At 36.9% G+C, this 26136-nt stretch carries 22 protein-coding genes; 7 read left to right on the forward strand and 15 right to left on the reverse strand.

Going from position 1 to position 26136, the window contains the following annotated elements; translation table 11 throughout:
* Positions 1-102: 102 nt before the first annotated feature.
* Positions 103-3210: an efflux RND transporter permease subunit gene (locus KO505_RS13155; RefSeq protein ID WP_216056010.1), complete on the reverse strand. Its 3108-nt coding sequence runs from the start codon at positions 3208-3210 to the stop codon at positions 103-105.
* Positions 3211-3223: 13 nt separating this feature from the next.
* Positions 3224-4342: an efflux RND transporter periplasmic adaptor subunit gene (locus KO505_RS13160; RefSeq protein ID WP_216055900.1), complete on the reverse strand. Its 1119-nt coding sequence runs from the start codon at positions 4340-4342 to the stop codon at positions 3224-3226.
* A 126-nt stretch (positions 4343-4468) separates the two neighbouring features.
* On the opposite strand from KO505_RS13160, the gene KO505_RS13165 reads away from it, so the two are divergent.
* Positions 4469-5350: a LysR family transcriptional regulator gene (locus KO505_RS13165; RefSeq protein WP_216055901.1), complete on the forward strand. Its 882-nt coding sequence runs from the start codon at positions 4469-4471 to the stop codon at positions 5348-5350.
* 70 nt (positions 5351-5420) lie between these two features.
* Here KO505_RS13165 and prpF read toward each other — a convergent pair whose 3' ends face one another.
* The 7 genes from prpF to KO505_RS13200 all read right to left on the reverse strand — a co-directional run bounded on the left by prpF (position 5421) and on the right by KO505_RS13200 (position 16009).
* Positions 5421-6614: a 2-methylaconitate cis-trans isomerase PrpF gene (prpF, locus tag KO505_RS13170; RefSeq protein ID WP_216055902.1), complete on the reverse strand. Its 1194-nt coding sequence runs from the start codon at positions 6612-6614 to the stop codon at positions 5421-5423.
* 105 nt (positions 6615-6719) lie between these two features.
* Positions 6720-9341, reverse strand: coding sequence for a Fe/S-dependent 2-methylisocitrate dehydratase AcnD (gene acnD, locus KO505_RS13175; RefSeq protein WP_216055903.1), 2622 nt, complete (start codon positions 9339-9341; stop codon positions 6720-6722).
* A gap of 101 nt (positions 9342-9442) precedes the next feature.
* Entirely contained in the window at positions 9443-10567 is a 1125-nt protein-coding gene (gene prpC, locus KO505_RS13180) for a 2-methylcitrate synthase (protein WP_216055904.1), read from the reverse strand.
* A 114-nt stretch (positions 10568-10681) separates the two neighbouring features.
* Positions 10682-11560 carry a methylisocitrate lyase gene (gene prpB, locus KO505_RS13185; protein WP_216055905.1) on the reverse strand — a complete coding sequence of 293 codons (879 nt, stop codon included), beginning with the start codon at positions 11558-11560 and terminating at the stop codon, positions 10682-10684.
* 30 nt (positions 11561-11590) lie between these two features.
* Complete coding sequence (locus KO505_RS13190; RefSeq protein WP_216055906.1) at positions 11591-12250, reverse strand: GntR family transcriptional regulator; 660 nt, start codon at positions 12248-12250, stop codon at positions 11591-11593.
* A 526-nt stretch (positions 12251-12776) separates the two neighbouring features.
* Positions 12777-15029, reverse strand: coding sequence for a TonB-dependent receptor (locus KO505_RS13195; RefSeq protein WP_216055907.1), 2253 nt, complete (start codon positions 15027-15029; stop codon positions 12777-12779).
* A gap of 233 nt (positions 15030-15262) precedes the next feature.
* Positions 15263-16009 carry a hypothetical protein gene (locus KO505_RS13200; RefSeq protein ID WP_216055908.1) on the reverse strand — a complete coding sequence of 249 codons (747 nt, stop codon included), beginning with the start codon at positions 16007-16009 and terminating at the stop codon, positions 15263-15265.
* A 178-nt stretch (positions 16010-16187) separates the two neighbouring features.
* Here KO505_RS13200 and trxB point away from each other — a divergent pair, with 178 nt between their 5' ends.
* From trxB to infA, 4 genes are all read left to right on the forward strand, one after another.
* On the forward strand, positions 16188-17138 hold the full coding sequence (trxB, locus tag KO505_RS13205; RefSeq protein WP_216055909.1) for a thioredoxin-disulfide reductase: 951 nt from the start codon (positions 16188-16190) through the stop codon (positions 17136-17138).
* A 47-nt stretch (positions 17139-17185) separates the two neighbouring features.
* Positions 17186-17935: a leucyl/phenylalanyl-tRNA--protein transferase gene (aat, locus tag KO505_RS13210; protein WP_216055910.1), complete on the forward strand. Its 750-nt coding sequence runs from the start codon at positions 17186-17188 to the stop codon at positions 17933-17935.
* Positions 17922-18620, forward strand: coding sequence for an arginyltransferase (locus tag KO505_RS13215; protein WP_216055911.1), 699 nt, complete (start codon positions 17922-17924; stop codon positions 18618-18620). Before aat ends, KO505_RS13215 begins: the two co-directional genes overlap by 14 nt.
* Positions 18621-18818: 198 nt before the next feature.
* A complete protein-coding gene (gene infA, locus KO505_RS13220; protein ID WP_105053115.1) occupies positions 18819-19037 on the forward strand; it encodes a translation initiation factor IF-1 in 219 nt (72 codons plus the stop codon).
* Positions 19038-19162: 125 nt separating this feature from the next.
* Here infA and clpA read toward each other — a convergent pair whose 3' ends face one another.
* The gene (clpA, locus tag KO505_RS13225; RefSeq protein ID WP_216055912.1) at positions 19163-21418 is read right to left on the reverse strand and encodes an ATP-dependent Clp protease ATP-binding subunit ClpA; all 2256 of its coding nucleotides are present in this window, start codon (positions 21416-21418) and stop codon (positions 19163-19165) included.
* A gap of 51 nt (positions 21419-21469) precedes the next feature.
* Positions 21470-21790 carry an ATP-dependent Clp protease adapter ClpS gene (gene clpS, locus KO505_RS13230; protein WP_216055913.1) on the reverse strand — a complete coding sequence of 107 codons (321 nt, stop codon included), beginning with the start codon at positions 21788-21790 and terminating at the stop codon, positions 21470-21472.
* Between the two features lie 193 nt (positions 21791-21983).
* Between clpS and cspD the strand changes: the two genes are divergently transcribed.
* Positions 21984-22193 (forward strand): cold shock domain-containing protein CspD, encoded by a 210-nt coding sequence (cspD, locus tag KO505_RS13235; protein WP_216055914.1) that lies wholly within the window; start codon positions 21984-21986, stop codon positions 22191-22193.
* A 59-nt stretch (positions 22194-22252) separates the two neighbouring features.
* Here the strand turns inward: cspD and KO505_RS13240 are convergent, their stop codons facing one another.
* Both KO505_RS13240 and KO505_RS13245 read right to left on the reverse strand, forming a co-directional pair.
* Positions 22253-22555, reverse strand: coding sequence for a PilZ domain-containing protein (locus tag KO505_RS13240; protein ID WP_216055915.1), 303 nt, complete (start codon positions 22553-22555; stop codon positions 22253-22255).
* 16 nt (positions 22556-22571) lie between these two features.
* Positions 22572-22946 carry a response regulator gene (locus KO505_RS13245; RefSeq protein WP_315945838.1) on the reverse strand — a complete coding sequence of 125 codons (375 nt, stop codon included), beginning with the start codon at positions 22944-22946 and terminating at the stop codon, positions 22572-22574.
* Positions 22947-23175: 229 nt separating this feature from the next.
* Between KO505_RS13245 and KO505_RS13250 the strand changes: the two genes are divergently transcribed.
* Positions 23176-23946: a TIGR04219 family outer membrane beta-barrel protein gene (locus KO505_RS13250; protein ID WP_216055916.1), complete on the forward strand. Its 771-nt coding sequence runs from the start codon at positions 23176-23178 to the stop codon at positions 23944-23946.
* Between the two features lie 109 nt (positions 23947-24055).
* Here the strand turns inward: KO505_RS13250 and pepP are convergent, their stop codons facing one another.
* Both pepP and KO505_RS13260 read right to left on the reverse strand, forming a co-directional pair.
* The gene (gene pepP / locus KO505_RS13255) at positions 24056-25384 is read right to left on the reverse strand and encodes a Xaa-Pro aminopeptidase (RefSeq protein WP_216055917.1); all 1329 of its coding nucleotides are present in this window, start codon (positions 25382-25384) and stop codon (positions 24056-24058) included.
* A 17-nt stretch (positions 25385-25401) separates the two neighbouring features.
* On the reverse strand, positions 25402-25956 hold the full coding sequence (locus tag KO505_RS13260) for a UPF0149 family protein (protein ID WP_216055918.1): 555 nt from the start codon (positions 25954-25956) through the stop codon (positions 25402-25404).
* Positions 25957-26136: the final 180 nt, after the last annotated feature.

Consider the following 26136-nt stretch of genomic DNA (forward strand, 5'->3'; position numbering starts at 1 on the left):
ATTGTTATTATAAACATCTTAGTTTAGTTTTTACTAATATAAAAAAGGCCAAGTAATAAACTTGGCCTTTAATTTACATTTACGCGTTAATAATTACATCTGTTAATTATGTGTTGTGGTTTTCACATTAATGTCTTTTTCTTTGATTAACAAAGAATACATAACCGGCACGACAATTAACGTTAATACAGTGGCAAAACTTAATCCAAACATAATGACCACTGCCATACTCTTAAAAAAGTCATCGGTTAATAAAGGCAACATACCAAGCACTGTGGTTATTGCTGCCATAGACACAGGCCTTACACGACTCACAGAAGCATGAACGATGGCATCATACAGTTCTCTGCCCTCTTCTTTTTCAAGGGTGATCTGTTCAACCAAAACGATACCATTTTTTATTAACATACCTGACAAACTCAATAACCCTAACAAACTCATAAAACCAAATGGTATTCCGGTTGTTAAAAATCCAATTGTTACACCAATGATGGCCAACGGTACGGTGGTCCATATTACAGTTGCAATTTTAAAGGAATTAAATAATAAAATAGTAATAATAAACATCATGCCATAACCTAAAGGTAACGACCCAAAGATAGGTTTTTGTGCTTTTGCACTTGCCTCAAACTCGCCGCCCCAACTGATATTGTATCCAGCGGGTAGTTCAATTTTTTCAATTTGAGGTTTAACACGAGCGAATAATTGCGCTGCGGTTTCGTTTGACAAAATATCATGATCTGCCATTACTGTGATGGTGCGTTTTCTGTCACGACGCATGATCACAGGGTTTTCAAATTCCAGTTTAAACTCAGTAACAACTTGAGTGATCGGGATATATTGTTTTAACACCGGACTGTAAATTTGCATGTCTTCTAAGGTATTAATGGTTTGTCTTTCGTTGTCTGGCAATCGAATTAAGATAGGCAAACGTTCTGTACCATCGCGATATACGCCTACCGCTTTACCTCGGTAATTGGTTAATAGAAGATTATCGACATCTGACTTAGATATACCCACTTCTCTCCCTACTTTAGCATTAAATATAGGACGAATAACTTTTGTCATATTTTTCCAATCATCGGTGATATTCATCGCGCCTTTGTCTGCACTTAAAATACGTTTGGTTTTATCCGACAATTGTCTTAATACCACAGGATCAGAGCCTGAGATTCTGGCTTCTATTTTGGCACCAGATGCAGGTCCAATATTGACTCGGGTAATTTTACTTTCAACACTAGGATAATTATTTTTTAGATGTTCCCTTAAGTCGACAATAACAGGGGTTATGTTTTCTTTATCTTCAACTCGAATGATCAGTTGACCGTAATTACTGTAATTCATTTCCATTTTATAGGTCAGCATAAAACGAGTTGCACCACGGCCAATCGTCGACGAGACAAATTGCACTTTATTTAGTTGGCTTGCGTATCGCTCTAACTCAGCCCCCGTTTCTGACGTTGCTCGTATATCAGAGCCAGACGGCAATCTATATTCCAAATAAAACATAGGTAAATTTGATGATGGGAAAAAGGCTTGTTTTACAAACTTAAACCCATAACCCGCACTGATGAATAACACAAACATAAGCAACATAGTCGTTTTTGGTATTTTTAAGGTGAACTCCAATATTCGTTTATAAGCTAGGTAGATCCCTGCCTTATATGGGTCTTCGTTACTTTGTTCCTGTTCATCTTTAGCTTGTGCTTTAGCCGATAAATTGCCTTTCGCATCTACAAACAATAAGTTTGCAAAAAATGGCGTAATGGTAATTGCCGTTACCCAGCTTAATAACAAAGATATTAATAAGACATAAAATAAAGATGATGCAAATTCACCCGTTGCATCTGGTGATAACCCAATCGGTGCAAATGCGATAATGGCGATAAACGTAGCCGCTAAAAGTGGCCACTTAGTTTGTTTTACAATTAACGAGGCCGCTTCAACTTTTGATAAACGTTTTTGCATGCCGATTAAAATACCTTCAACCACCACGATGGCATTGTCAACCAGCATCCCCAGTGCAATTATCAAAGCGCCTAGAGAAACACGATGTAACTGCCAACCATACATATTCATAAAGATGAAGGTACCCATAACCGTAATTAATAAGATACCACCGATTAATAAACCGGTTTTAAAGCCCATAAACAATAATAAAATGATGATAACGATGACCACTGCCAACACTAAACTGTCGATAAAGCCTTTAACCGAAACGGCAACTTCTTGTGGTTGGTTATAAACCGTACTTAACTCCATACCATATGGACGGTATTGTTCTAATTCGGCAAGTTTTGTTTCTATGGTTTTTCCTACGTCGACAACGTTTGCTCCTGAGGCGAATGATAAACCAACATATATAGCTTGTTGACCGTTATGCCTAACAATATGTGATGGTACCTCAACAAAGTCCCGGTAGACTTTGGCTATATCAGATAACTTAATGCGTTTGTTTTGACCTGATGGACTGACAATTAAGTCACCTAACTCTTGCACCGAGGTGAATTCACCGGTTGGGTGGAAACGTATATTTTCGTTACCAACTCTGACAGAACCAGCGTTAGACACTACATTTTGTTGGGCTAAAACTTGATAAAGATAATCAGTAGATAACCCTAACGAGATCATTTTGTTATTTGAGATCTCAATAATGACTTGCTCTTGTTGTTTCCCTTCAACCGTTACTTTACCAATGCCATCTAACAGCACTAACTCACGGCGAATAAAATCAACATAATCGTTGATCTCATCATAGGCAAAACCTTTACCTGTAACAGCAAACAACACACCAAACACATCTCCAAAGTCATCTTTGATGATAGGGGTAGAAGTACCTGCAGGTAAATTAGGGCTAAAGTCATTAACTTTACGTCTAAGTTCATCCCAAATTTGGCGTAACTCTTGTTTACGATAGGTCGATTTCATTTCAACAATGATCTGGGAGATACCGTTTGACGTGATGGACTTAATATTGTCGACGTAAGCCAACTTTTGGATTTCATTTTCTAATGGATAAGTAACTTCTTCTTCTACTTGTTCTGGTGATGCGCCAGGGTATTGGGTAATAATTATGGCTTGTTTTAATACAAACTCCGGGTCTTCTAACTGACCTAAATTGGTATATGAAATTGCCCCACCAACTAAAAGTAAAACGGATAACAACCAAGATGTGGTTTTCTGGCGAATAAAGTATTTTGCGATGTCCATACCTTTAGCCATATTACAGCCCTCTCTCTCTTGACCACGGTTTCACTTGTTGGCCATTTGAGATTAAGTGACTGCCTGTGGCAACGACTAAATCACCAATATTTAACTCATCCACAACGGTAGGTTTAATCGTCGCGCTATCGTTGTTAATTTTTATTACTTCTACTTCGGTTAATACTGTTTTGTTAGCTGCATTTAACTTATAAATAAACGTTTTGTTTTGGCCTGCAAATTCGTTTGGTAAAAAAATCGACTCCACTGGTACTGAAAAGTACGCATTTTTAACTTCTAATACTTGATCCATTTCAACTATAAGATCACCCGTCATTCCAGCTAAAACATTAATGTCTTCTGGGCTGTCCATAGCAAATACAACTTTATATGACTTTGTTGCAGGGTTTGGTGTGATGTCATGTTCTTTTAATTTCACTTTAAATTTACGATCCGGGTTCACATCTAAAATGAAAGTGGGTTGGTATTCATTGCTTTCAGCACTTTTTGGTAATTTAGCCATTACGTTTTCAGACACTTGAATTGCAATGTCTACTTGTTTACGGCCTTGAAGTTCCATAATTGGCTGTTTTGCTTGTACAAATTCATATTGCTCTATGTTTAATTGAGCGACAATACCGTCAAATGGTGCAACCACAGATGTATATTTAAGGTTGGTTTGAGCAACATTTAGTTGGGCTTCTGCAATATCGAGTTGGGCTTTGGCTTCATCAAAGGCAGAACTTGATATCAACTGCTCTTTAAATAGTTTTTTAGAACGAGAGAATTGGCTCTTAGACAATTCATATTTAGCCTGCGCTTGTTTTAGTTGTAACGAAAAATCTCTATCATCGAGCGTTGCAAGCAACTGCCCTTTTATAACGTGCTCACCAGCAACGACTAATAATTTCTCAATTTCGCCATTTACTCTAAAAGTAAGATGCGCAATTTGCGTTGGCTCAACGGTTGCCGGAAAGGTTTTGATATTATTGCCATTTGTTGATACCACTTCCGCAACTTTAACGGGACGGATCAACTCTTTAACGGGTTCTAGGTTTGTTGATGACTCAGAACAGGCAAACAACAAACTCACACTTGCCAGTGTTAAGGTGTTAACAATAATATTTTTAAATACAGACATAATATTTTTCCATCGCAATTTAGTGTGCACATACTAGTTAAGTTATGCTTTCATTAATACTTATATTAAATTAACATCTACATAAAATTTACTTATATAGATTGTATTTACTAATTAAGATTAAACATGAATTTTGAACAACTTAGAACCCTACAAGCTGTTGTTACCTCAGGATCGATCAATGAAGCAGCAACCTTATTATATAAAACCCAACCTGCGGTAAGCATGGCCATAAAAAGATTGGAATCTGATGTGGGTTTTAATATTTTTGACCGCAGCGGTTATCGACTCGAATTAACAGCAAAAGGCAAAATTTATTATCAAAAGAGTAAACAGATATTAGCTCAAGTCAGCCAACTTAACAGTTTAAGTGAAAGCTATACTCGCGGTGAAGAACATGAAGTAAAAATAGCGTTTGAAAGTACCGCTAATATTAATGAAATTATAAAAAAAATAGTTCCTATTCAACGCAAGTTTCCAAACACCGAATTGCATCTACAAGGTGCACAGATGTTAAATGCTTTAAAATTACTTGCCGAACAACAAGTTGAATTAGCCATCACGCCTTGGAATATCACTTTTGAGAGTGCTGGTGATTTTGAATCTAAAAGCTTAGGCCCATTAAATTTTCAATTATGTATTCACAAAAATTTATTAAAGCCTTTTAATATTTCAAAACCAGAACAGATCACAGCAAAAATTTTAAGACAAATACCGCAACTAACCCCTATCAAATTAGCTTTTGATATGGATAAAACTAGCCTAGCTAAACAATTAAGCAATAGTATTGTGAAAATTGACGATGTGTCATGTTTCATTGCCTCGTTAAATGGACAACTAGGCTGGGGACCAATTACGGATTTTTCGTGGACAAGTGAAATGGAAGAAAATTTAATACGTTTTAAATTACCTGAAATGAACTCAGAAATTAATGCTGAAATACGCATTGTTAAAAATAGAACTAAAATTTTAGGCCCTACAGCCCAAGCAATTTGGGATGTAATGTAATTTATAACATGGGTATTTAAACAAAGAGTGAAACACAGTGATCACTCTTTGTTTGCATTTAGTTTAACGATTAAAACGAATCGCTTGGGATCCTTACCCAACCTTCCATCAATACTCGAGCGCTGCGGCTCATTGATACTTTATTTACAGTCCATTCCCCATTAACTTGTTCTGTCTGAGCACCAACCTTTAATGTGCCTGACGGGTGTCCAAAAGTAACTGAGGTATTTGCCCCTGAGGCGATAACTTGAGATACCAAAGTACCAGGGATAGCGGCAGCAGTACCTATTGCTACGGCTGCAGTCCCCATCATGGCGTGATGTAATTTCCCCATAGATAAGGCTCTTACATTTAACTCAATATCTGTGCTTTCTATACTTTTGCCGCTTGAAGCAACATAAGCTTTGTTGCCAGTAACAAAAGCCAATTTTGGCGTGTGCTGTCTTGCAACCGCTTGTTCAGCATTGTCGATTAAGCCCATTTTTATTGCACCATAAGCTCGTATGGTTTCAAAACGTTCTAATGCTTTTTCATCACGATTAATCGCATCTTGTAATTCAGTGCCGGTATAACCTAAATCTTGAGCATTTAAAAATATCGTTGGTATGCCTGCATTAATCATTGTCACTGAAAAACTTGCTGCAGCAAACTCACCAACAGCAGGTACGTTCAAAACATCAGTGATATTCCCTGTCGGAAACATTGCTTCTGATGCATCAACAGGCGAGACAAAATCAACTTGCACTTCAGCAGCAGGAAAAGTCACACCATCTAATTCAAATTCACCGGTTTCTTGTACTTCACCGTTAGTAATTGGAACATGTGCAATAATGGTTTTTTTTATATTTTGTTGCCAAATTCTTACTACGGCATGACCGTTATGGGGAATTCTGTCGGCAGCAACTAAACCGTTTGATATCGCAAACGATCCAACGGCCGCCGTTAAATTTCCACAATTACCGCTCCAATCGACAAACGCTTTATCAATGGCGACTTGTCCAAATAAATAGTCAACATCGTGATCAGCTTGGCTACTTTTAGATAAAATGACGGTTTTGCTGGTACTCGACGTTGCGCCTCCCATTCCATCGGTTTGTTTACCATATGGATCTGGACTGCCAATTACACGAAGTAACATGTTATCTCTAGCTTCACCTGCAACCTGACACCTTTCTGGTAAGTCGGTTAAACTAAAAAACACCCCTTTACTGGTGCCGCCACGCATATAAGTGGCAGGGATTTTTATTTGAGGTAACTGACTCATAATTAAGCTCTACTTTGACTAATAGTTAAATACGAAAAGCAGCAAGTTAACATTTAACTTGCTGCTGTTAACAGCTATGTATTTATAGCTGCCTTCACTGCACTTTTAATGACTGTTAGATTGTAAAAAATCTTGTGCAAATTTTTGTAATACACCGCCAGCATTGTAAACCGATACTTCCTCAGCAGTATCTAAACGACACTTAACCGGAATTGTGACTATCTCACCAGAGCGGCGTGTCATAACAACAGACATGATAGCGCCTGAATCGATTTCACCTTCAACATCGTAAGTTTCCGTCCCGTCAATGTTGTAGGTTTTACGCGTTTCGCCATTTATAAATTCGAGAGGTAAAACGCCCATTCCAACTAAGTTAGTACGGTGGATACGTTCAAAACCTTCAGCAACAATGACTTCAACGCCGGCTAAACGAACACCTTTTGCCGCCCAATCTCGTGAAGAACCTTGCCCATAATCAGCGCCAGCAACGATGATTAACGGCTGTTTACGCTGCATGTAAGTCTCTATGGCTTCCCACATACGACTTTCTTTACCTTCAGGCTCAATACGTGCCAACGAACCTTGTTTTACTTCACCTTGTTGATCTAATACCATTTCATTAAATAGTTTAGGATTGGCAAACGTAGCTCGCTGTGCAGTTAAATGATCACCTCGGTGAGTGGCATAAGAGTTAAAGTCTTCTTCCGGTAAGCCCATTTTATCTAAATAAGCACCGGCGGCGCTGTTTAACTGAATGGCATTAGATGGAGACAAATGATCTGTTGTGATGTTGTCCCCTAATACCGCAAGTGGCACCATACCTTTCATTGTGCGTTCACCCGCTAACGCTCCTTCCCAATAAGGAGGACGACGAATATAGGTACTTTGTGGACGCCAGTCATACAAAGGACTTTCCGCAGGCTCAAATGCCCCTAAGTCAAACATTGGAGTGTAAATTTGTTTAAATTGTTCCGGTTTAACACACGAGTTTACAATACGATCAATTTCTTCATCACTTGGCCAAATGTCTTTTAAACGTATGTCATTACCTTGTTGATCTTGACCTAAAACATCTTGTTCAATATCAAAACGGATAGTCCCTGCAATTGCATATGCAACAACTAGAGGCGGTGACGCTAAAAAGGCTTGTTTTGCATGAGGGTGAATACGACCATCAAAGTTACGGTTACCGGATAAAACCGCAGTTGTATATAAATCTCGTTCCGTGATTTCTTGTTGAATTTTTGGATCTAATGCCCCACTCATCCCGTTACACGTTGTACATGCATAACCAACAATACCAAAACCTAACTTTTCCATTTCAGGCAATAGTCCAGATTCTTCCAAGTATAATTTGGCCACTTTGGAGCCAGGAGCAAACGATGATTTAACCCATGGTTTACGTAACAAACCAAGCTCATTTGCCCTTTTAGCAATTAAACCCGCAGCGACAACGTTACGAGGATTGGAAGTATTAGTACAACTTGTGATTGCCGCAATAATAACCGCACCATCTGGCATTTCACCGTCTTTTTCTTGTTGTTGGCAATTGCTTAATTCTTTGGCAATACCTGCTGAGGTTAAATCTGCAGTCGCTAATCTACGATGTGGATTCGAAGGTCCCGCCATATTTCTGCATACGGAAGACAAATCAAACTCAAGTACTCGTTCATATTCAACATCAACTAAGTCATCTGCCCACAAACCTGTGTGTTTGGCATAGGTTTCTACTAATTCGACTTGTTCTGGTTCACGACCTGTGAGCTTAAGATAATCAATGGTTTGTTGATCAATATAAAACATACCTGCTGAAGCACCGTATTCCGGTGTCATATTTGAGATAGTTGCACGATCGCCTATGGTTAATTCTTTTGTGCCTTCACCAAAAAACTCTAGATAACTGGAAACGACTTTTGCGTTTCTCAAAAATTCTGTTATCGCTAATACAATATCAGTGGCGGTAATACCAGGTTGACGTTTGCCGGTTAGTTTTACCCCAATGATATCCGGCAAGCGCATCATAGATGGTCGACCTAACATTACAGTTTCAGCTTCTAAACCACCTACTCCAATGGCAATAACACCTAATGCATCAACATGTGGTGTATGACTGTCGGTGCCTACACAGGTATCAGGATAAGCAACACCATCACGTGCTTGTATAACCGGTGACATTTTTTCTAAATTTATTTGGTGCATAATGCCGTTACCTGCAGGGATAACGTCTACATTTTTAAACGCGGTTTTTGTCCATTCAATAAAATGAAATCTGTCTTCATTACGTCTATCTTCAATTGCTCTATTTTTATCAAACGCATCAGAATCCGAACCGCCATGTTCTACAGCCAAGGAATGATCAACAATTAATTGAGTGGGTACAACCGGATTCACTTTAGCAGGATCTCCACCTTGCTCTGCAATCGCGTCACGCAATCCCGCTAAATCCACTAATGCTGTCTGGCCTAAAATATCGTGACAAACCACACGAGCTGGATACCAAGGAAAATCTAAATCTTGTTTGCGGTCGATTAACTGTCTTAGCGCATCCGTTAAATCATTTGGATTACAACGACGGACTAATTGTTCAGCTAAAACGCGTGAGGTATAAGGTAATTTTGCATAAGCCCCAGGAGTAATATCTTCAACGGCTTCTTTAGTATCAAAAAAATCTATCGTTGAGTTACCTATTTTATAACCAGGTAAAGGTTTTCGGTATTGATAATTCATAACGTAATCCACTTGTATTTTTTGGCGAGAATATAAACAGTTAAATAGTGACCTACAGTCAAGTTGGCTTTTGACTGCAGGTCATATACTACAATTAACCTTTAGCGTTGAGAGATTGGCGTTACTTTTCTTGGCTCAGACCCTATATAATCTGCACTTGGGCGAATAATTCTATTATTTGCACGTTGTTCCATTATGTGTGCTGCCCAACCGGTGAGTCGTGAGCAAACAAATATCGGTGTAAATAGTTTTGTTGGAATTCCCATGTAGTTATAAGTAGATGCATGGAAGAAATCGGCATTACAAAATAGCTTTTTGGTATCCCACATAAACTCTTCACAAGCCACTGATATATCATAAAGTGAAGTGTCACCATTTTCATATGCTAACTTTTCTGACCACTTTTTAATGATCACATTACGTGGATCAGATTCACTATAAATAGCGTGACCAAATCCCATGATTTTTTCTTTACGTTCTAACATACCAGCCATTTGTACTTTAGCATCTGCTGGTGATTTGAACTTAAGTATCATATCCATTGCAGCTTCGTTAGCTCCACCATGAAGTGGACCACGTAAAGATCCAATAGCTCCAGTTACACAAGAATACATATCAGATAGTGTTGATGCACACACTCGTGCTGTAAATGTCGATGCATTAAACTCATGTTCTGCATATAAAATAAGTGAAACATCCATAACCTTGCGATGTTGATCTGACGGTGTTGTGCCATTTAATAATTTGAGGAAATGACCCGCTAATAAATCTTCGTCAGTGGTGCAGTCAATTTCAACACCATCATGGCTGTATCTGTACCAGTAACACATGATTGCAGGAAAAGCGGCAAGAAGTCGGTTTGCTGCTTTATTTTGTTGTTCAAAACTAGTTTCAGGTTCTAAATTACCTAAAAAAGAACAACCTGTACGCATCACATCCATAGGATGAGCCGAGGCTGGAATCAGTTTTAGCACACTTTTAAGTGCCTCAGGTAAATCACGCATGCCGTTAAGCTCTGTTTTATACGCACTCAGTTGTGCTTGATTTGGCAAATCACCGTTAAATAATAGATAAGCCACCTCTTCAAAAATCGCGTTGTCTGCTAGATCTGATACATCATATCCACAATAAGTTAAACCTGAACCCGACTTTCCTACTGTACACAATTTAGTTTCGCCTGCACTTTGACCGCGTAAACCTGCACCTGTTAACTTTTTCTCAGCCATTGTCATCCCCTCAATACGTTTGATTTGATGTTCATTAACCATAACCTTTAGTTAAGAACACCTTTTATTTTATATTTATATTTCTTTCGTCATATTTTTGATTTGGTGGATAATTTATTTGTTTTTGCCTTGAGCAAATAAACTATCTAATTTTTGTTCATAGTCGTGGTAACCAAGGTAATCATACAAATCCATACGCGTTTGCATTGTATCCACAACCTCTTTTTGGTCGCCTTTTTCTAAGATAGACGTATATACCATCTCTGCTGCTTTATTCATTGCTCTAAAGGCACTTAATGGGTACAAGACCATAGCAGCACCCCATTCACCCAATTGTTTTTTATTCCATAATTCGGTTTGCCCAAACTCTGTAATATTGGCAAGGATAGGAACGTCTAATGCTTCTGAAAATGCACGATAATGCTCTTCAGTTTGCACTGCTTCAGCAAAAATACCGTCAGCACCAGCAGCGATATAGGCTTTTGATCTTTCAATAGCGGCTTCTAATCCTTCTTGAGCAAACGAATCGGTGCGCGCCATAATAAAAAAGTCTGGGTCTGTTCGCGCATCTACTGCTGCTTTAATGCGGTCGACCATCTCTTCTACTGATACAATTTCTTTATTTGGACGATGTCCACAACGTTTTTGTGCAACCTGATCTTCCATGTGAACCGCCGCGGCACCGGCTTTTTCCATATCTCTTATCGTTTTAGCGATATTGAATGCACCGCCCCAACCAGTGTCTATGTCTACCAGTAAGGGTAAATCACAAGCTGACGTAATGCGCTGAACGTCAACAATAACGTCATTTAATGATGTCATGCCTAAATCGGGTAAACCGTAGGATGCATTGGCAACCCCCCCTCCAGATAAATAAATTGCTTGGTGACCAATTTGTTTTGCCATCATTGCTGAGTAAGCGTTAATAGTTCCAACGATTTGAAGTGGATGATTGTCAGCTAATGCTTGACGGAATTTTTTTCCTGCGCTCATAATTTCACTCTCTTAAATAGTAACTGGGGTTTACACCAATTTATTTGCAATATTATTTTTTGAATACATGATATGACGACGCATTAACATCTCAGCTAACTCCTCGTCTCTATTTTGAATGGCACTGACGATATGTTTGTGTTCATCAAATGCGGTTGTGATCCTCGGACCTGACATACCTAATTGAACTCGATACATCCGAACTAAATGATAAATACCATCAACTAATAAGGAGATAAGTTGTTTGTTTTTACAACCGAGAATGATTCGATAATGAAAATCTACGTCACCGGCCTCTTGGTAATAAGAACCTTCTTGCTCAACTTTGTTGGCATGACTTTCTAACAGTTGATTTAATTCTTCAATCTCGTTAGATGTCATGTTCTTGGCCGCTAATCTTGCAGCCATGCCTTCTAATGATTCACGAATTTGATAAAGTTCTACTAAACCATTTGGAGACAAAGAGACAACTCTTGCCCCAACATTGGCTTTACGTTCAACTAAATGACAAGACTCTAATCGATTGATGGCTTCTCTGATCACCGCACGGCTTACGGTATACTTTGTCGACAATTCAGCTTCACTAAGTTTACTACCAGCGGCTATTTCACCTTCAACAATTGCATACCTTAACTTAATGAAGGTTTTATCTGACGATGTAATGGCTTGTTCTAGTTGAGAGTTAAACATAAACGTTATTATTAGCTACTTTTTACCAAGTTGTCGACAATCTAGTCTTAAATAACTATTTCGTCAAGTAATCCAGCCAACTTTGTCGACACATTTGCAAAATATACCTATAATAGGTATTTTAAAGCGTAAATCGGCCTTCTGTTCATAACCTGTGAGTAACCCTGTTAATGGTGTGCATCGTTCTGTGGGTTAAAATGTATAATTACATAAACTATTGATTTAAAAGAGATTAATATTCAATTAAAGTGCTTTTTTTTTTATCTTTTTTGTTCTAAACTAATTCCATCGTCAACATTAAGTAAGTAGATGTTGCCCTAGTGAGAAATATCATTTCATCACTAGCACAGTTAGCGCACGGCTCATAAAACGAGCCATTCTCTGGCCCAGGCTAAATTGTTCTGGGCTTTTTTTTGCCTAAAATTCAAGCATGTTAATTTTATATAAATGTAAATAAGTGTTGTTTATAAAATCAAGACAAAAAAAACCCGTTATATTTAACGGGTTTTTTGCTCAATATTCGTATCTAAAAAAATGACTTTTTAAATTCAATACCCCAGACAGCTGGTTCATTAACCACGCCGGTATTATTGTTAAAATCTATACCTGCTTTTAAATTGTCTTCATCGGTAATATTACGTCCGAATAACGCCACTTCTAAATCAAGATCATAATTGAAGTAACCTACTCTTAAGCCAAGTTCAAACTGTCCGTCTGTAACATACTCTTCTGTTTGATATATGTATAAACTTGTTTCACCTTGGTAAGCATAATCAGAATAAACAAAGACTTCACCGCTATCTCCCATAGGGAAAGCGTAGCGACCTGTTAAGGTTAGAATCGTTTCTGGTGCATTAGGGAATGGATTTCCGTCTACGTAAGCTGCACTGCCATCAGAACTTAATGGATCGGTTGGAGTACACTGACCTGAACCGCAAACACCAATTAATAAACTTTCGTCTTGTAATTCTGTTTTGTTATATGAAAAACCTGCCGTAATTAGTAAGTTTTCATTTACTCTGAATTCAGAATCTAGCTCAAAACCGGTTCCAACACCTTTACCTGCATTAGTTAAACCTATGCTATTTCCATTACCACCTACAGCAGTTAATTGAATATCGTCAACTGTATAATGGAATACTGCCCCGTTTAAACGAATTGTATTGTTAAATAAATCAGATTTAAAACCAGCTTCGTAAGACATTATTGTTTCGGCTTCTGCAACAGAAGGCATTCCTTCAAAAGCAATATCACGCCCTTGAATTGATTGCGCTCTAAAACCATTAGAAATACGAGTATATACACTCATATCATTATCAATTTTGTAGTTGGCCATTGCTTCCCAACTAACTTTAGCTTCACCAACGTTTACAGGGGCATACTCTTGAATTGTTGCCGCACCAATAACTAACGCAAAGCCATCTTTGTTTTGATCACCCACTGACAATGATTTGTCATCATCTGTGTAACGTAAACCACCAATAACGGATAATTGATCATTAACTTGGTATGTTGTTTGGCCAAATAAAGCCCAAGTTGTGTTTTCATGGAATACTTCAGTCGCACCAAAAAATCCATCGATACTGACAACACTAAATGAAGAGTCATAATAAAAACCACCGGCTTGCCAGCTTAATTGGCTATTACCATTACTTGAGAAGCGAACTTCTTGGGTAAATTGTTCTAAATCATTTAATTGATCTTCTGTCACGGCTGAGAATGGAATAAAACCAGGTTCCGATGAACCATCTGCGTTATTCACACCACCATCTATATCGCCTTTACCACGTCCTTCCGCAGTTTCCATCGCGGTAATAGAAGTAACGGTTATGTTACCTAGGTCATAATTTACGTTTACGCTCCAACCATCTGCATCATAAACTTGTGGATTATTATCACCATCATCATACTTAACAGAATCACGGTCATAATTTTCATTGAGTTTGTTACTGCCGGTCGTTAAAACGTTAGCGCGGAAAACCGAAGAAGTCCCATCTAGAGAACGAGAGTGGAAGTTAAATAAAACATCTAATTGCTCAGTTGGGTTATAGGCTAATTGTATACGGTAAGCTGAGTCTTTATGACCACCAAACGCATTCTCTTCATTTGTATGAGCGTTATCAATCCAATCATCTTTTGATTGCTCTAACACTGAAATTCTTGCTGACAATGTATCCGTTAAACCACCACCAACTGCACCAACAAAGTTAGTTAACCCATAGGTTCCAACCCCACCTTTAACATAGGCTTCAAAATCATCTGTTGGTTTACGGCTCGTAAATTTAACAATGCCTGCAGTTGTATTACGCCCAAACAAGGTGCCTTGCGGGCCACGGATCACTTCAACTTGATCAACGTCAAAAAGTGGAAAACTTTTTAACACAACATTTTCCATTACTACGTCATCCATAATAATAGAAACCGGTTGTGAGGCTGCTAAATCGAAGTCTGTATTACCTAAACCACGCATATAAAATCGAGGGGCAACACGTCCATTCGACGATTCTGCATAAAGACCAGGTACTCGTGTAGCTAAAGATAAAATGTCATCACCAGATGAAAACATGTTTTCAAATTTTTCACCGGATAATGTGGCAATGGAAACAGGTACATCTTGAATAGATTGTGAACGTTTTAATGCAGTTACTGTGATCTTCTCTAATTTAGAATCATCTTTTTTGTCTGCTTGTTCGGCAGCAAATGAGGACATTGAAGTTAATAGAGCTGCTTGAATACTAAGAGCAATTGCCGCTTTTTTCATGGTTTTCGTGGTTTTCATGTATTTTCCAGTGGTAAATTGTTGTCTTTAATTGGTGTTGTAGCTTTGTTTTGTTGCTTGGTTTTGATTGTTAAATTAATAGGTCATTTAACTTTGTTAATATTAACTCATACGACCAGATATATGTAATTTATTTATAAAAGATAAGATAAAAACATATCATATCAAATATAGAGCTTAAGGCAGATTGTACCTCACCTGAATATATAAATACTGGACTTTAATAGTGAATTTCAACCCAAATAAGGCTTATGATCAATAATGTTGAATTTAGTTTTTAGTTGTAAAATATACGTTTTGTTCTTCGCTATAAACTCATTGAACTGTAAAATTACATCTTTATGTTTAATAGTAGATAGGTGGTAATCATACACTTCATACTTAAAGCCCTTGTTGATAATCAATTCACCTTCCCGACCTAATTTAGCTAAATAATGATTAACCACACTCATTTCTAAATCGATACCATCGAGTTGCCCTTCTAATACTTGTCTGACTAATACCATGGTGGATGGATGTTCAAATAAGTTAATTTGTTTATCTATGATCTTTTCAATCCAAATTGATGGATAAAACCCCAAAATAGTCCCTAAGACTTTAAAGTTATCTTCAGTCAAGTCGGAGTCAGATTTAGTTAACGTCCCGGCAACTAATTCAAGTGTTGAATCACTAAATATTAAATTCTTGTGTGCATTTTTATCAGCGAACCAACGTGGGTTATCCGGATATTTAAAATCGATTTCATTTTCTTCAAGCCATTTTTCGAAACGTTTGATGGGTAATGGTACATATCTAAATGTATGCCCATATTGTTTCCCGAATTCATTAAATAATTCTGTTGTGTAGGTTGGAGTTGTTTGGTTGAAATCAAACAGAGGGTAATAAGGGATGTCTTCAACCCCAATAACAAATTCTTTACTAATGGCATGGCCGTTAATAATTAACAAAAATAAACAAAGCAATCTGGTCACTTTCGCCATTTACCTACTTCTTTAAAGTTAGAATTAGATGTTACGCATATTGAGTAATATCTTAAATTATATCCTATTTCGTATTTATACTACTTTTTTTAAAATTTAACTTGTTTGGAACTTGCAACTCGTTATGATCCCCCCAATAAATAACAGTAATTGTTTTAAAGGCGTATTGGAGTCGTTAATGAGTGAAGTTCAGCATCATAGTTTGATTATTTTAGGTTCAGGTCCTGCAGGTTATACTGCTGCGGTTTATGCAGCACGAGCAAATTTAAATCCTGTTTTGATTACAGGTATGCAGCAAGGTGGTCAATTAACTACGACAACTGAAGTTGAAAACTGGCCAGGTGATGCAAACGATCTAACCGGTCCTATATTGATGGAGCGCATGAAAGAACATGCAGAAAAATTTGAAACTCAAATTATCTTTGATCACATCAATTCTGTGGATTTCAGCAAAAAACCATACTCATTAAAAGGTGACTCTGTAAGTTACACTTGTGATGCATTAATTATTTGTACTGGTGCTTCAGCACAATATCTTGGTCTAGAGTCTGAACAAGCGTTCATGGGTAAAGGCGTATCAGCTTGTGCTACTTGTGACGGTTTCTTCTATCGTAATCAAAAGGTAGCCGTAGTAGGCGGTGGTAATACTGCAGTTGAAGAAGCACTTTATTTATCCAACATCGCTTCTGAAGTTCATCTTGTGCATAGACGTGACACATTTAAAGCTGAAAAAATCTTAATTAAGCGTCTTATGGATAAAGTGGCTAAAGGCAACATTGTTTTACATTTAAACAAAACCTTAGATGAAGTCCTAGGTGATGATATGGGTGTAACAGGCGTACGCCTTAACGACACACAATCTGACGCTCAGGAAGAGTTTGATGTTATGGGATTGTTTATCGCTATTGGACATAAACCTAATACCGCAATGTTCGATGGTCAATTAGACATGAACAATGGTTATATAAAAATTCATAGCGGCCTTGATGGCAATGCGACAGCGACGAATGTAGAAGGTATATTTGCGGCGGGTGACGTTTGTGACCATATTTACCGTCAAGCTATTACGTCTGCAGGTACTGGCTGCATGGCTGCGTTAGACGCTGAACGTTACTTAGACGCTCTATAAGTGTTAATTGAGGAGGGTTCTCCCTCCTCTTTTAATCTTTAATTAAATTGAATAACACACTTCATTATTTATCAGACGACCTTAATTGGTTTCCTTCACCGTCTCACGCTCTAGATGAACCAGCCGGTTTATTAGCTATAGGTGGCGATTTAAATCCACAACGTGTTTTTAATGGTTATCAACAAGGAATATTTCCTTGGTACTCTTCGGATGAGCCTATTATGTGGTGGAGTCCAGATCCGAGAGCTGTAATAAATATTTCTGATATTAGAGTAAACAAATCTCTGAGGAAATTTTTAAACAAGTGTAATTATAGCGTCAGTATAAACACACAGTTTGATCAAGTAATATCACATTGCGCTAAACCCAGACCAAACTCTGAAGGTACGTGGATCATTTCAGAAATGAAGACGTGTTACCAACAATTACATAAATCAGGCCATGCTCATTCCATTGAAGTATGGGAAATAGACAATAATGGCAAAAAGCTTGTTGGTGGACTTTACGGTGTTTTAGTTGGTAATTGTTTTTGTGGCGAGTCGATGTTTTCATTAAAACCAAACGCATCAAAATTAGCATTAATATGTTTAGCTAATTTATTAAAAGATTTTGAAGGTGCATTTATCGATTGCCAATTACCTAACCCTTATCTTATGAGCATGGGCGCGAGTCTAATATCAAGAGACCTCTATTTAGAACGATTGACGGATAGTCGAAAACAAAGGTTACCAATATCTGTTTTTTCTTCTAAGTTTATACAATGGCAAACATTTATTAGTTTATATGACTACCGTTAAATTTGGATTATCGACAACGTTTGATTGCGGTTACTTACCAGATCAAAAAGAGCAACTACTCGTTTATATTGATGAACAACCTTTGACGCCTATTATATATTCAGCCCTACAAAATCAGGGGTTTAGACGTTCAGAAGATCATGTATATAAACCTCATTGTTCTAATTGTAATGCCTGCCAATCTATTCGTTTGCCCGTGTATAAATTTAACCTTAAAAACAGTCAAAAGCGCATACTCAAGAAAGCCGATAAATTCAAAGTAAATTTAGCCAATAAAGTATCGGAGCAATATTACCCATTATTCGAAAAATACATTAATACTAAACACGTAGATGGGGTCATGTACCCGGCTAATGAAACCCAATTAGAAAGTTTTACCAAATGTGATTGGATGGATAAGGTATATATTGAGCTATATGATAACGAGCTCCTCATTGCTGTCGCAATTTGTGATGTTACACCAGATAGTTTATCTGCCGTTTACACGTTTTATGACCCTGAATATCTAAAATACTCTTTAGGGACTTTAATGATCTTGCAGCAAATTAATATCACCAAGCAATTAGATAAAAATTGGTTATATTTAGGTTATTACATTAAAGAGTGTGAAAAAATGAATTATAAAACTCGATTTACGCCTTATCAAATACGCACCCAAGATGGTTGGTTCGAATTTATCGAATAACACTAGGTTTATGGACATCGAGTACGTTTTAACGCAAAAAAATATAAGTTTTTATTCCTTTATAACTCCCTGATCTTTCAACTTACCAAGTTAAATACTATTTATTTCCAGTATTGCCTTTACTTTTAGAGCAAATTTGGGCAAAATCTGCGCTTATTTTTTTACGCTTACAAAACAGTCCCAGAGGTTATACGCTTAATGGCGAAAGAAGACGTTATTGAAATGCAAGGTACAATTTTAGACACTTTGCCAAATACTATGTTCCGTGTTGAATTAGAAAATGGTCACGTTGTGACTGCTCATATCTCCGGTAAAATGCGTAAACATTACATCCGTATTTTAACAGGTGACAAAGTAACAGTGGAAATGACTCCTTACGATCTTTCGAAAGGTCGCATTACGTTCCGTGCTAGATAGTTCGATTCGTAAATAAGTATAAAAAAAACCGAGATAATTCTCGGTTTTTTTATATCTACATTTTAATGGTTAAATTAAGCGAGCTCCATCTCGATTAATTTAACGTATTATTTTTTATCTAATAATTACGCTGTTTCGACTACTTTAGTTTCGTAAGTAAAACTCAGTTCGTCTTTTTTAACACCGACTTTCACTAAACCACCAGAAACTAATTTCCCAAATAGAACTTCATTAGCTAAAGGTTTACGTAATTTATCTTGGATTAATCGAGCCATCGGTCTCGCTCCCATCGTTTTATCGTAGCCCTTCTCACCTAACCATTTCATTGCTGGTTCTGAAATTTCCAATTCAACTTGTTTTTTATCAAGCTGTGCTTGTAACTCAACGATAAACTTATCGACTACTTGTAAAATAGTTTCTTCATTTAAGTGGTTAAACCATACGATATTATCTAAACGGTTTCTAAACTCTGGACTAAAGGTACGTTTGATTTCTTCCATAGCATCAGAACTGTGATCTTGATGGGAAAAGCCGATTGATTTTTTCGACACTTCCATCACACCAGCATTTGTTGTCATAACAAAAATAACATTTCTAAAATCAGCTTTACGGCCATTGTTATCCGTTAATGTCCCATGATCCATCACTTGCAATAAAATATTAAACACATCTGGATGCGCTTTTTCAATTTCATCTAACAACACCACACTATGTGGATGTTTCATTACCGCATCTGTTAATTGACCACCCTGTTCAAAGCCAACATAACCTGGAGGTGAACCAATTAAACGACTTACGGCATGACGTTCCATATACTCCGACATATCAAATCTTAATAATTCAATACCTAAGACTTTTGACAACTGTTTTGTTACTTCTGTTTTACCAACACCAGTAGGACCGGCAAACAAGAAACTACCAATAGGTTTATCTTCACTACCAAGGCCTGAACGTGATAAACGAATGGCTGCCGTTAAGGCATCAATAGCTTCTTCTTGACCAAATACGGCTAATTTCAAGTTACGATCAACATTACGTAACACATCTTTGTCTGATTGCGATATTGATGTTTCAGGTATACGTGCAATTTTAGCGACTATCTGCTCGATAATGCTCACGTTAATTTGTTTTTTACGTTTGGATTTCGGTAACACTTTTTGATGCGCACCGGCTTCATCAATGATATCAATCGCCTTATCAGGTAAATGACGTTCATTAATATAACGGTCAGATAATTCAGCTGCAGCTCTTAACGCCGAGTTGGTATATTTAACACCATGATGTTGCTCGTAACGTTCCTTTAACCCAATTAATATCTTAGTGGTATCTTCCACACTTGGTTCTTCAACATCAATCTTCTGAAAACGTCTAACTAACGCTTTGTCTTTTTCGAAGATATTCCTGAACTCACCGTATGTGGTTGATCCCATGCAACGTAATTTGCCCGTTGCTAATAAAGGTTTAAGTAAATTAGAAGCATCCATTACGCCACCAGAAGCAGCTCCAGCACCGATAATTGTGTGAATTTCATCAATAAATAATATCGCGTGTTCTTGTGCTTGTAGTTGTTTTAACAAGGCTTTTAACCGCTTTTCAAAATCACCACGATATTTAGTACCGGCTAATAAGCTACCCATATCTAATGAATAAACAGTAGCATTTTCTATTACTTCCGGAACGGTTTTATTAACGATTTTAAACGCTAAACCTTCAGCAATTGCTGTTTTACCTACCCCTGCTTCGCCAATTAATAAAGGGTTATTCTTTTTACGACGGCAAAGTACTTGAATACAACGCTCTATCTCATGCTCTCGTCCGATAATAGGATCAATGCCTCCTTGTGTAGCCAATTCGTTTAAATTGATACACAAGCTATCTAGCGTGTTCTCCGCGTCTGCTGAACCATCTTCAGATTCAACATTTTCGCCATCATTACCATCTTCGTTTTGATCAACACCATGCGAAATATAATTAACTAAATCTAAACGTGTAATATCGAAACTTTTTAATACATAAACTGCGTGTGACTCTTGTTCTGAATAAATTGCGACTAATACATTCGCTCCAGTTACTTCTTGTTTACCTGAAGATTGAACATGAAATACAGCGCGTTGTAATACACGTTGAAACCCAAGTGTTGGCTGAGTGTCTTTTTCTTCTTCAGGGTCTTCTGGTAAATACGGTGTGGTTTGAGCTATAAATTCAGCTAGTTCAGCCCTAATTTTATCTAAATTAGCTGAGCATGCTAACAATGCATCTTTGGCGTCGGAATTGTCTAATAGAGCCATTAATAAATGTTCAAGAGTCATGAACTCGTGACGGTGTAACTTTGCATAACGAAATGCTTCATTCAAAGTAACTTCTAATTCTTTGTTTAACATAGACACCCTCTTATATGGTCAAACGAATACTAAATATAAATATAAATTTAGTTATTCTTGTTCCATTGTGCATAACAATGGATGTTGATTGGCGCGAGAAAATTGATTTACTTGTGCTACTTTTGTCTCTGCAATCTCTGCAGTATATGTGCCGACTACGGCTTTTCCATCTTTGTGTACTTTAAACATTATATGATTTGCACTTTCCAACGTTTTAGAAAAAAACTTAACTAACACCGTTACTACAAAGTCCATGGGGGTGTAGTCATCATTATTCAAGATAACTTTATACATTGGCGGCTTTTTCAACTTACTTTTCGCAGCTTCTTTTAATAAGCCTGTACCGTGTTCACTATCTGTTATTTTTGGCATATATTCACAAATATTTCTGCATTAATGTTAAGAAGTTACTTCCTTTATATAAATATATTAGTCAATTCACAAAACATAGTTGTTAAAACTTGACTATTTGCTTAAATTATCTACAGTATTTTATTGATCGCTTTAAATTTATACAAAAACTTACAACAACAATCGTTCAAAATTTAACATAGGAAGTAGAAGTATGGCTCTCGGAAAAGTTAAGTGGTTTAATAACGCTAAAGGTTTTGGTTTTATTAAAGAAGAAGGTAAAGAAGAAGATATTTTCGCTCATTTCTCAACTATCACTATGGATGGTTACAAAACTCTAAAAGCTGGGCAAGACGTAGAATTTGATCTTACTGAAGGGCCAAAAGGCTTACATGCTATAAATATAAAACTTGGCGAAAAGTAAACATATTTTGAACAAACAGCACCCTTGTACATTGGGTGCTTTTTTATGCCTGTATAATGTTACAGATGCTCTATTATTTCTATGCCTAATAAGTAAGAGCCACCCTCTTCTTCTTGTGAACACCTAACCACTGTTGCATTTGCTTTTAATGCTGGCAGTTCAGGACTTGCACCTTCTAATCGGCAAATAACATTTGTCCCAACTTCAATAGGTTCGTCGGACTCTACCGCCATGCCTGTTGCACTTAAGTCTCTACAAACTGCGTCTAATTTTCGTCCGGCATCGGCATCTGAAATATCAATTTCAATATTTGTATTAACCATCATCCTGAAAAAATTGCGGTTGTCACTGTACTTAATCATACCGTCGCCTTTTTAATTATAATTCTGATAAATGTTCTATTTTTGTCATTAATTCAGTCATTTCAAAAGGCTTAGTTATATATGCATCACAACCAGCCATGAACCCTTCATTTACTTCTTCTTCGTTATCCAAACCTGTTAACAAAATTATCGGGATCTCTTTTGTTTCAGGCGTATTCTTTAATAACCTACACGTATCATAGCCGTCTAATCCTGGCATACAAATATCCAGTAGTATAACTTGTGGGGATTGTTCAATTGACAAAGATAATCCCTGCTGACCTGAAGATGCATAACTTAAGTTGTATTTACTCCCTAAAGCTATGTCTAACATTTCAAAATTAAAAATTTCATCATCTACTAATAACACGCGAATATTTTTCAATTTAATTCCCTAACTCCATGTAATTGAATTTATCACTTTCAGTTCAATAAGAATACTTAACAACTAATATACAAATTTTCAATATCATTGCTATATTTAGTAAAAAATAAATTGAAAACTTTCTGACATTAATAACATAAAAAAGCTAAAAAACTGTTAAAATGTTTGACATTACAGTGATTTAAGATTGAAATTAGAAATAACAACTTTAATAGTTATCAAGGGAATTATAAAAATGAAAAAAACGGCTACTGCAATTGCACTCGTATTAGCATCAACTAATGTAGCAGCGCTGCCTTTGGTTGATTTTTGGGCTGGCGGTTATTCTTGGAATACTGCTTATAAAGGAGATATCTCTGCAACTGCATCGGGTGAACCATTCGACCTATCTTTGGAGAACACATTACAATTAGAAGATTCTGATAATAATGTTATCTGGGCTGCATTCGAGCATCCAATTCCAGTTGTGCCAAATATCCAAATTAGACAAACTACATTAGAAACCACAGGTATGGGTTCTATTGATAAGTCCTTTGAATTTGGTGGAGAAACATACAGTGGCAACGTAACATTAGATTCTAATGTTAATTTAAATCACACTGATTTAACGCTTTATTGGGGACTACCATTACCAGTTATTACTGTTGATTTTGGTTTAAACATTCGCCAATTTGACGGTGAACTAGCAATTAACACTGGTATAGCAAAATTAGACGCGCCTATTCCAATGGCTTTTGCTCGTGTTGGCGGTTATCTTCCATTTACAGGTTTATCTGTGATGGCAGAAGCAAACTATATTGGTTACGGTGAAACTAACCACATGGATTACCAAGTAGTTGCACGTTATACAATCCCTATGATCCCAGTTTTAGATATTAATGTTGAAGCAGGTTACCGTGCTTTCCAACTAAACATTGACCCTACTGATTTCGGTGGCGACAGTGATGACTTAACTGCAGATATCGATATGTCTGGTATATTCTTAGGTATTTCTTTACACCTGTAAATATTTACTAAAATAAAAAAAAGGAGCAGGTTAATACCTACTCCTTTTTTTATGCTTGATTAACTCTGAATCACAACGTATTTTATAAAAATACTCAATGTGTATTAATTCACGCCATTAAGGACTCTATTTCTTCTACCGTTTTAGGAACGGAATCTGTTAAGTTTGTAAAACCATCTTCGGTAATAACGATATTATCTTCAATCCTAACACCAATGCCATGCCACTTAGAATCGCAATTTGAGTCCGCGTCGATATATATCCCTGGTTCGACGGTAAATACCATTCCTGCTTCAAGTGGTCTTGCATCACCCTCAATATTGTAGTTGCCCACATCGTGTACATCTAAACCCAACCAATGACTTAATCCATGCATATAATAAGCTCTATGCGCATTTTGGGTTAAAAGTGTATTAATATCTCCGGTTAAAATACCTAGTTCTAGTAAGCCACTTGTAATGACCTTTACCGATATCGATGTTAACTCGCTTAAAGTAACACCTGGCTTAATTGCACTAAACACGGCTTGCTGAGCATTTAATACTAATTGATAAATGACTTTTTGTTCTGGACTAAACTTACCGTTCACAGGAAACGTTCTTGTAATGTCAGCAGCATAACCTTCAAGCTCACAACCGGCATCAATCAAAACCATATTTGTAGGCTTAATCTGATCTTGGTTTTCCGTGTAATGTAATATACACGCGTTATCACCACCACCAACTATAGTGCCGTAAGCGGGAAAACGAGCATTGTTCATCGCAAAATGATGATGTATTTCAGCTTCTAATTGATATTCAAAAACAGGTTTGTTTAATTTAACTTGTGTGGCAGAAAAACGCATTGCACGGCAATGAGCTGCGGCTGAAATTTCACCAGCACATTTCATAACGTTTATTTCATTAGCCGATTTATATAAACGCATTTCGTGAATAAGAGGACGAACATCAATTTGTTTATCTGGTGCCGTTAACCCCATTCGAGCTGATGCTCTTAATTGCGCTAACAAACTAAACACTTGTTTATCCGTTGATTCGTCATCGCCTTGTGACCAATATAAAACGTCTTTATTGTTTAAGCTGGTTTTTAATACACTTTCTAATTCATCTAATGAAGCCGTGTAATCAAATTGATATTGTTGTTTTGCTTGATCTTTGCCAATCCGCCTTCCTTGCCATATTTCTGCGGTTTTATCTTTGACCCGACAAATTAAACTTGTTTTTGTAACGCCCCCTACTTTTTCTAAAATTAACCAAGCATCGGGTTCAGGAAAACCAGTTAAATAATGAAAGTCGCTATTTTGACGAAATGCATACTCAGTATCTCTACTTCGAGTCACTTCTTTAGCAGCACTCATTACAACTAAGCTATTGTCTGCTAATTTTGCTAACAATTGCTCTCGTCTTAACTTAAATTCATTAATAGGAATTGAAGGCATATTTTACAACTTATTGATTAATGTAGTGTATTTGTAACAGGTTTGGCCTGATTAACCGCTTTACCAAATTCCTGATGGCATAATACGGTAGAAATACGCACAAATTCGATGACTTCATAAAAGTCAGCTTGGCTTTCATTGTCTTCGTCTAATTGAGTATCCATGCGAGTAATATTGGTAAAGTCCTCAATGATTTCACGTGCTTCATTTGAAGACATGGTTAGATCTCGTTTATTAAAGCCAAAACCAACTAAAAAGTATTGCACCCAATTTAACAACTCTTCGGCTTGATCTGATAACGATTCATCATCATCTGGAAGGTATAATTCAAATGACATATCTTCAGATTCAAGTTGACTAAATACTTGTTCTACAATCGTTTCAGCCGCTTTTTTTAATGAACCTTTTACGGTTAATCCATTGTTAAATAACTCTGACATATGATCTAGATAATCGGTGGATTCTCTAAACATGCCGCCAGCAATTAATCCGGTTAATAAACCGTGAAGTTCACTGGCTGTAGCGGTAAAGTCATGTTCATTTAAAACAGAAACTAACTGGTCATGATTCATTTGGAAACCTTTCAAAAATACTTATTTCTTAACAAACCATAAATCCAGTAAGAAATAGACAAAATTAATATAACGATATGCTGTTAGCTTATCACTGTTTTAAGCGCTGTGGGTAGTGTTACCAATGGATTAACCATAGAGTTAAGGTAACTCTGATTGATAACTAAGCAGTTTGATAAA

Source organism: Psychrosphaera sp. F3M07 (genome assembly GCF_018860345.1).
GTDB lineage: Bacteria > Pseudomonadota > Gammaproteobacteria > Enterobacterales > Alteromonadaceae > Psychrosphaera > Psychrosphaera aquimarina.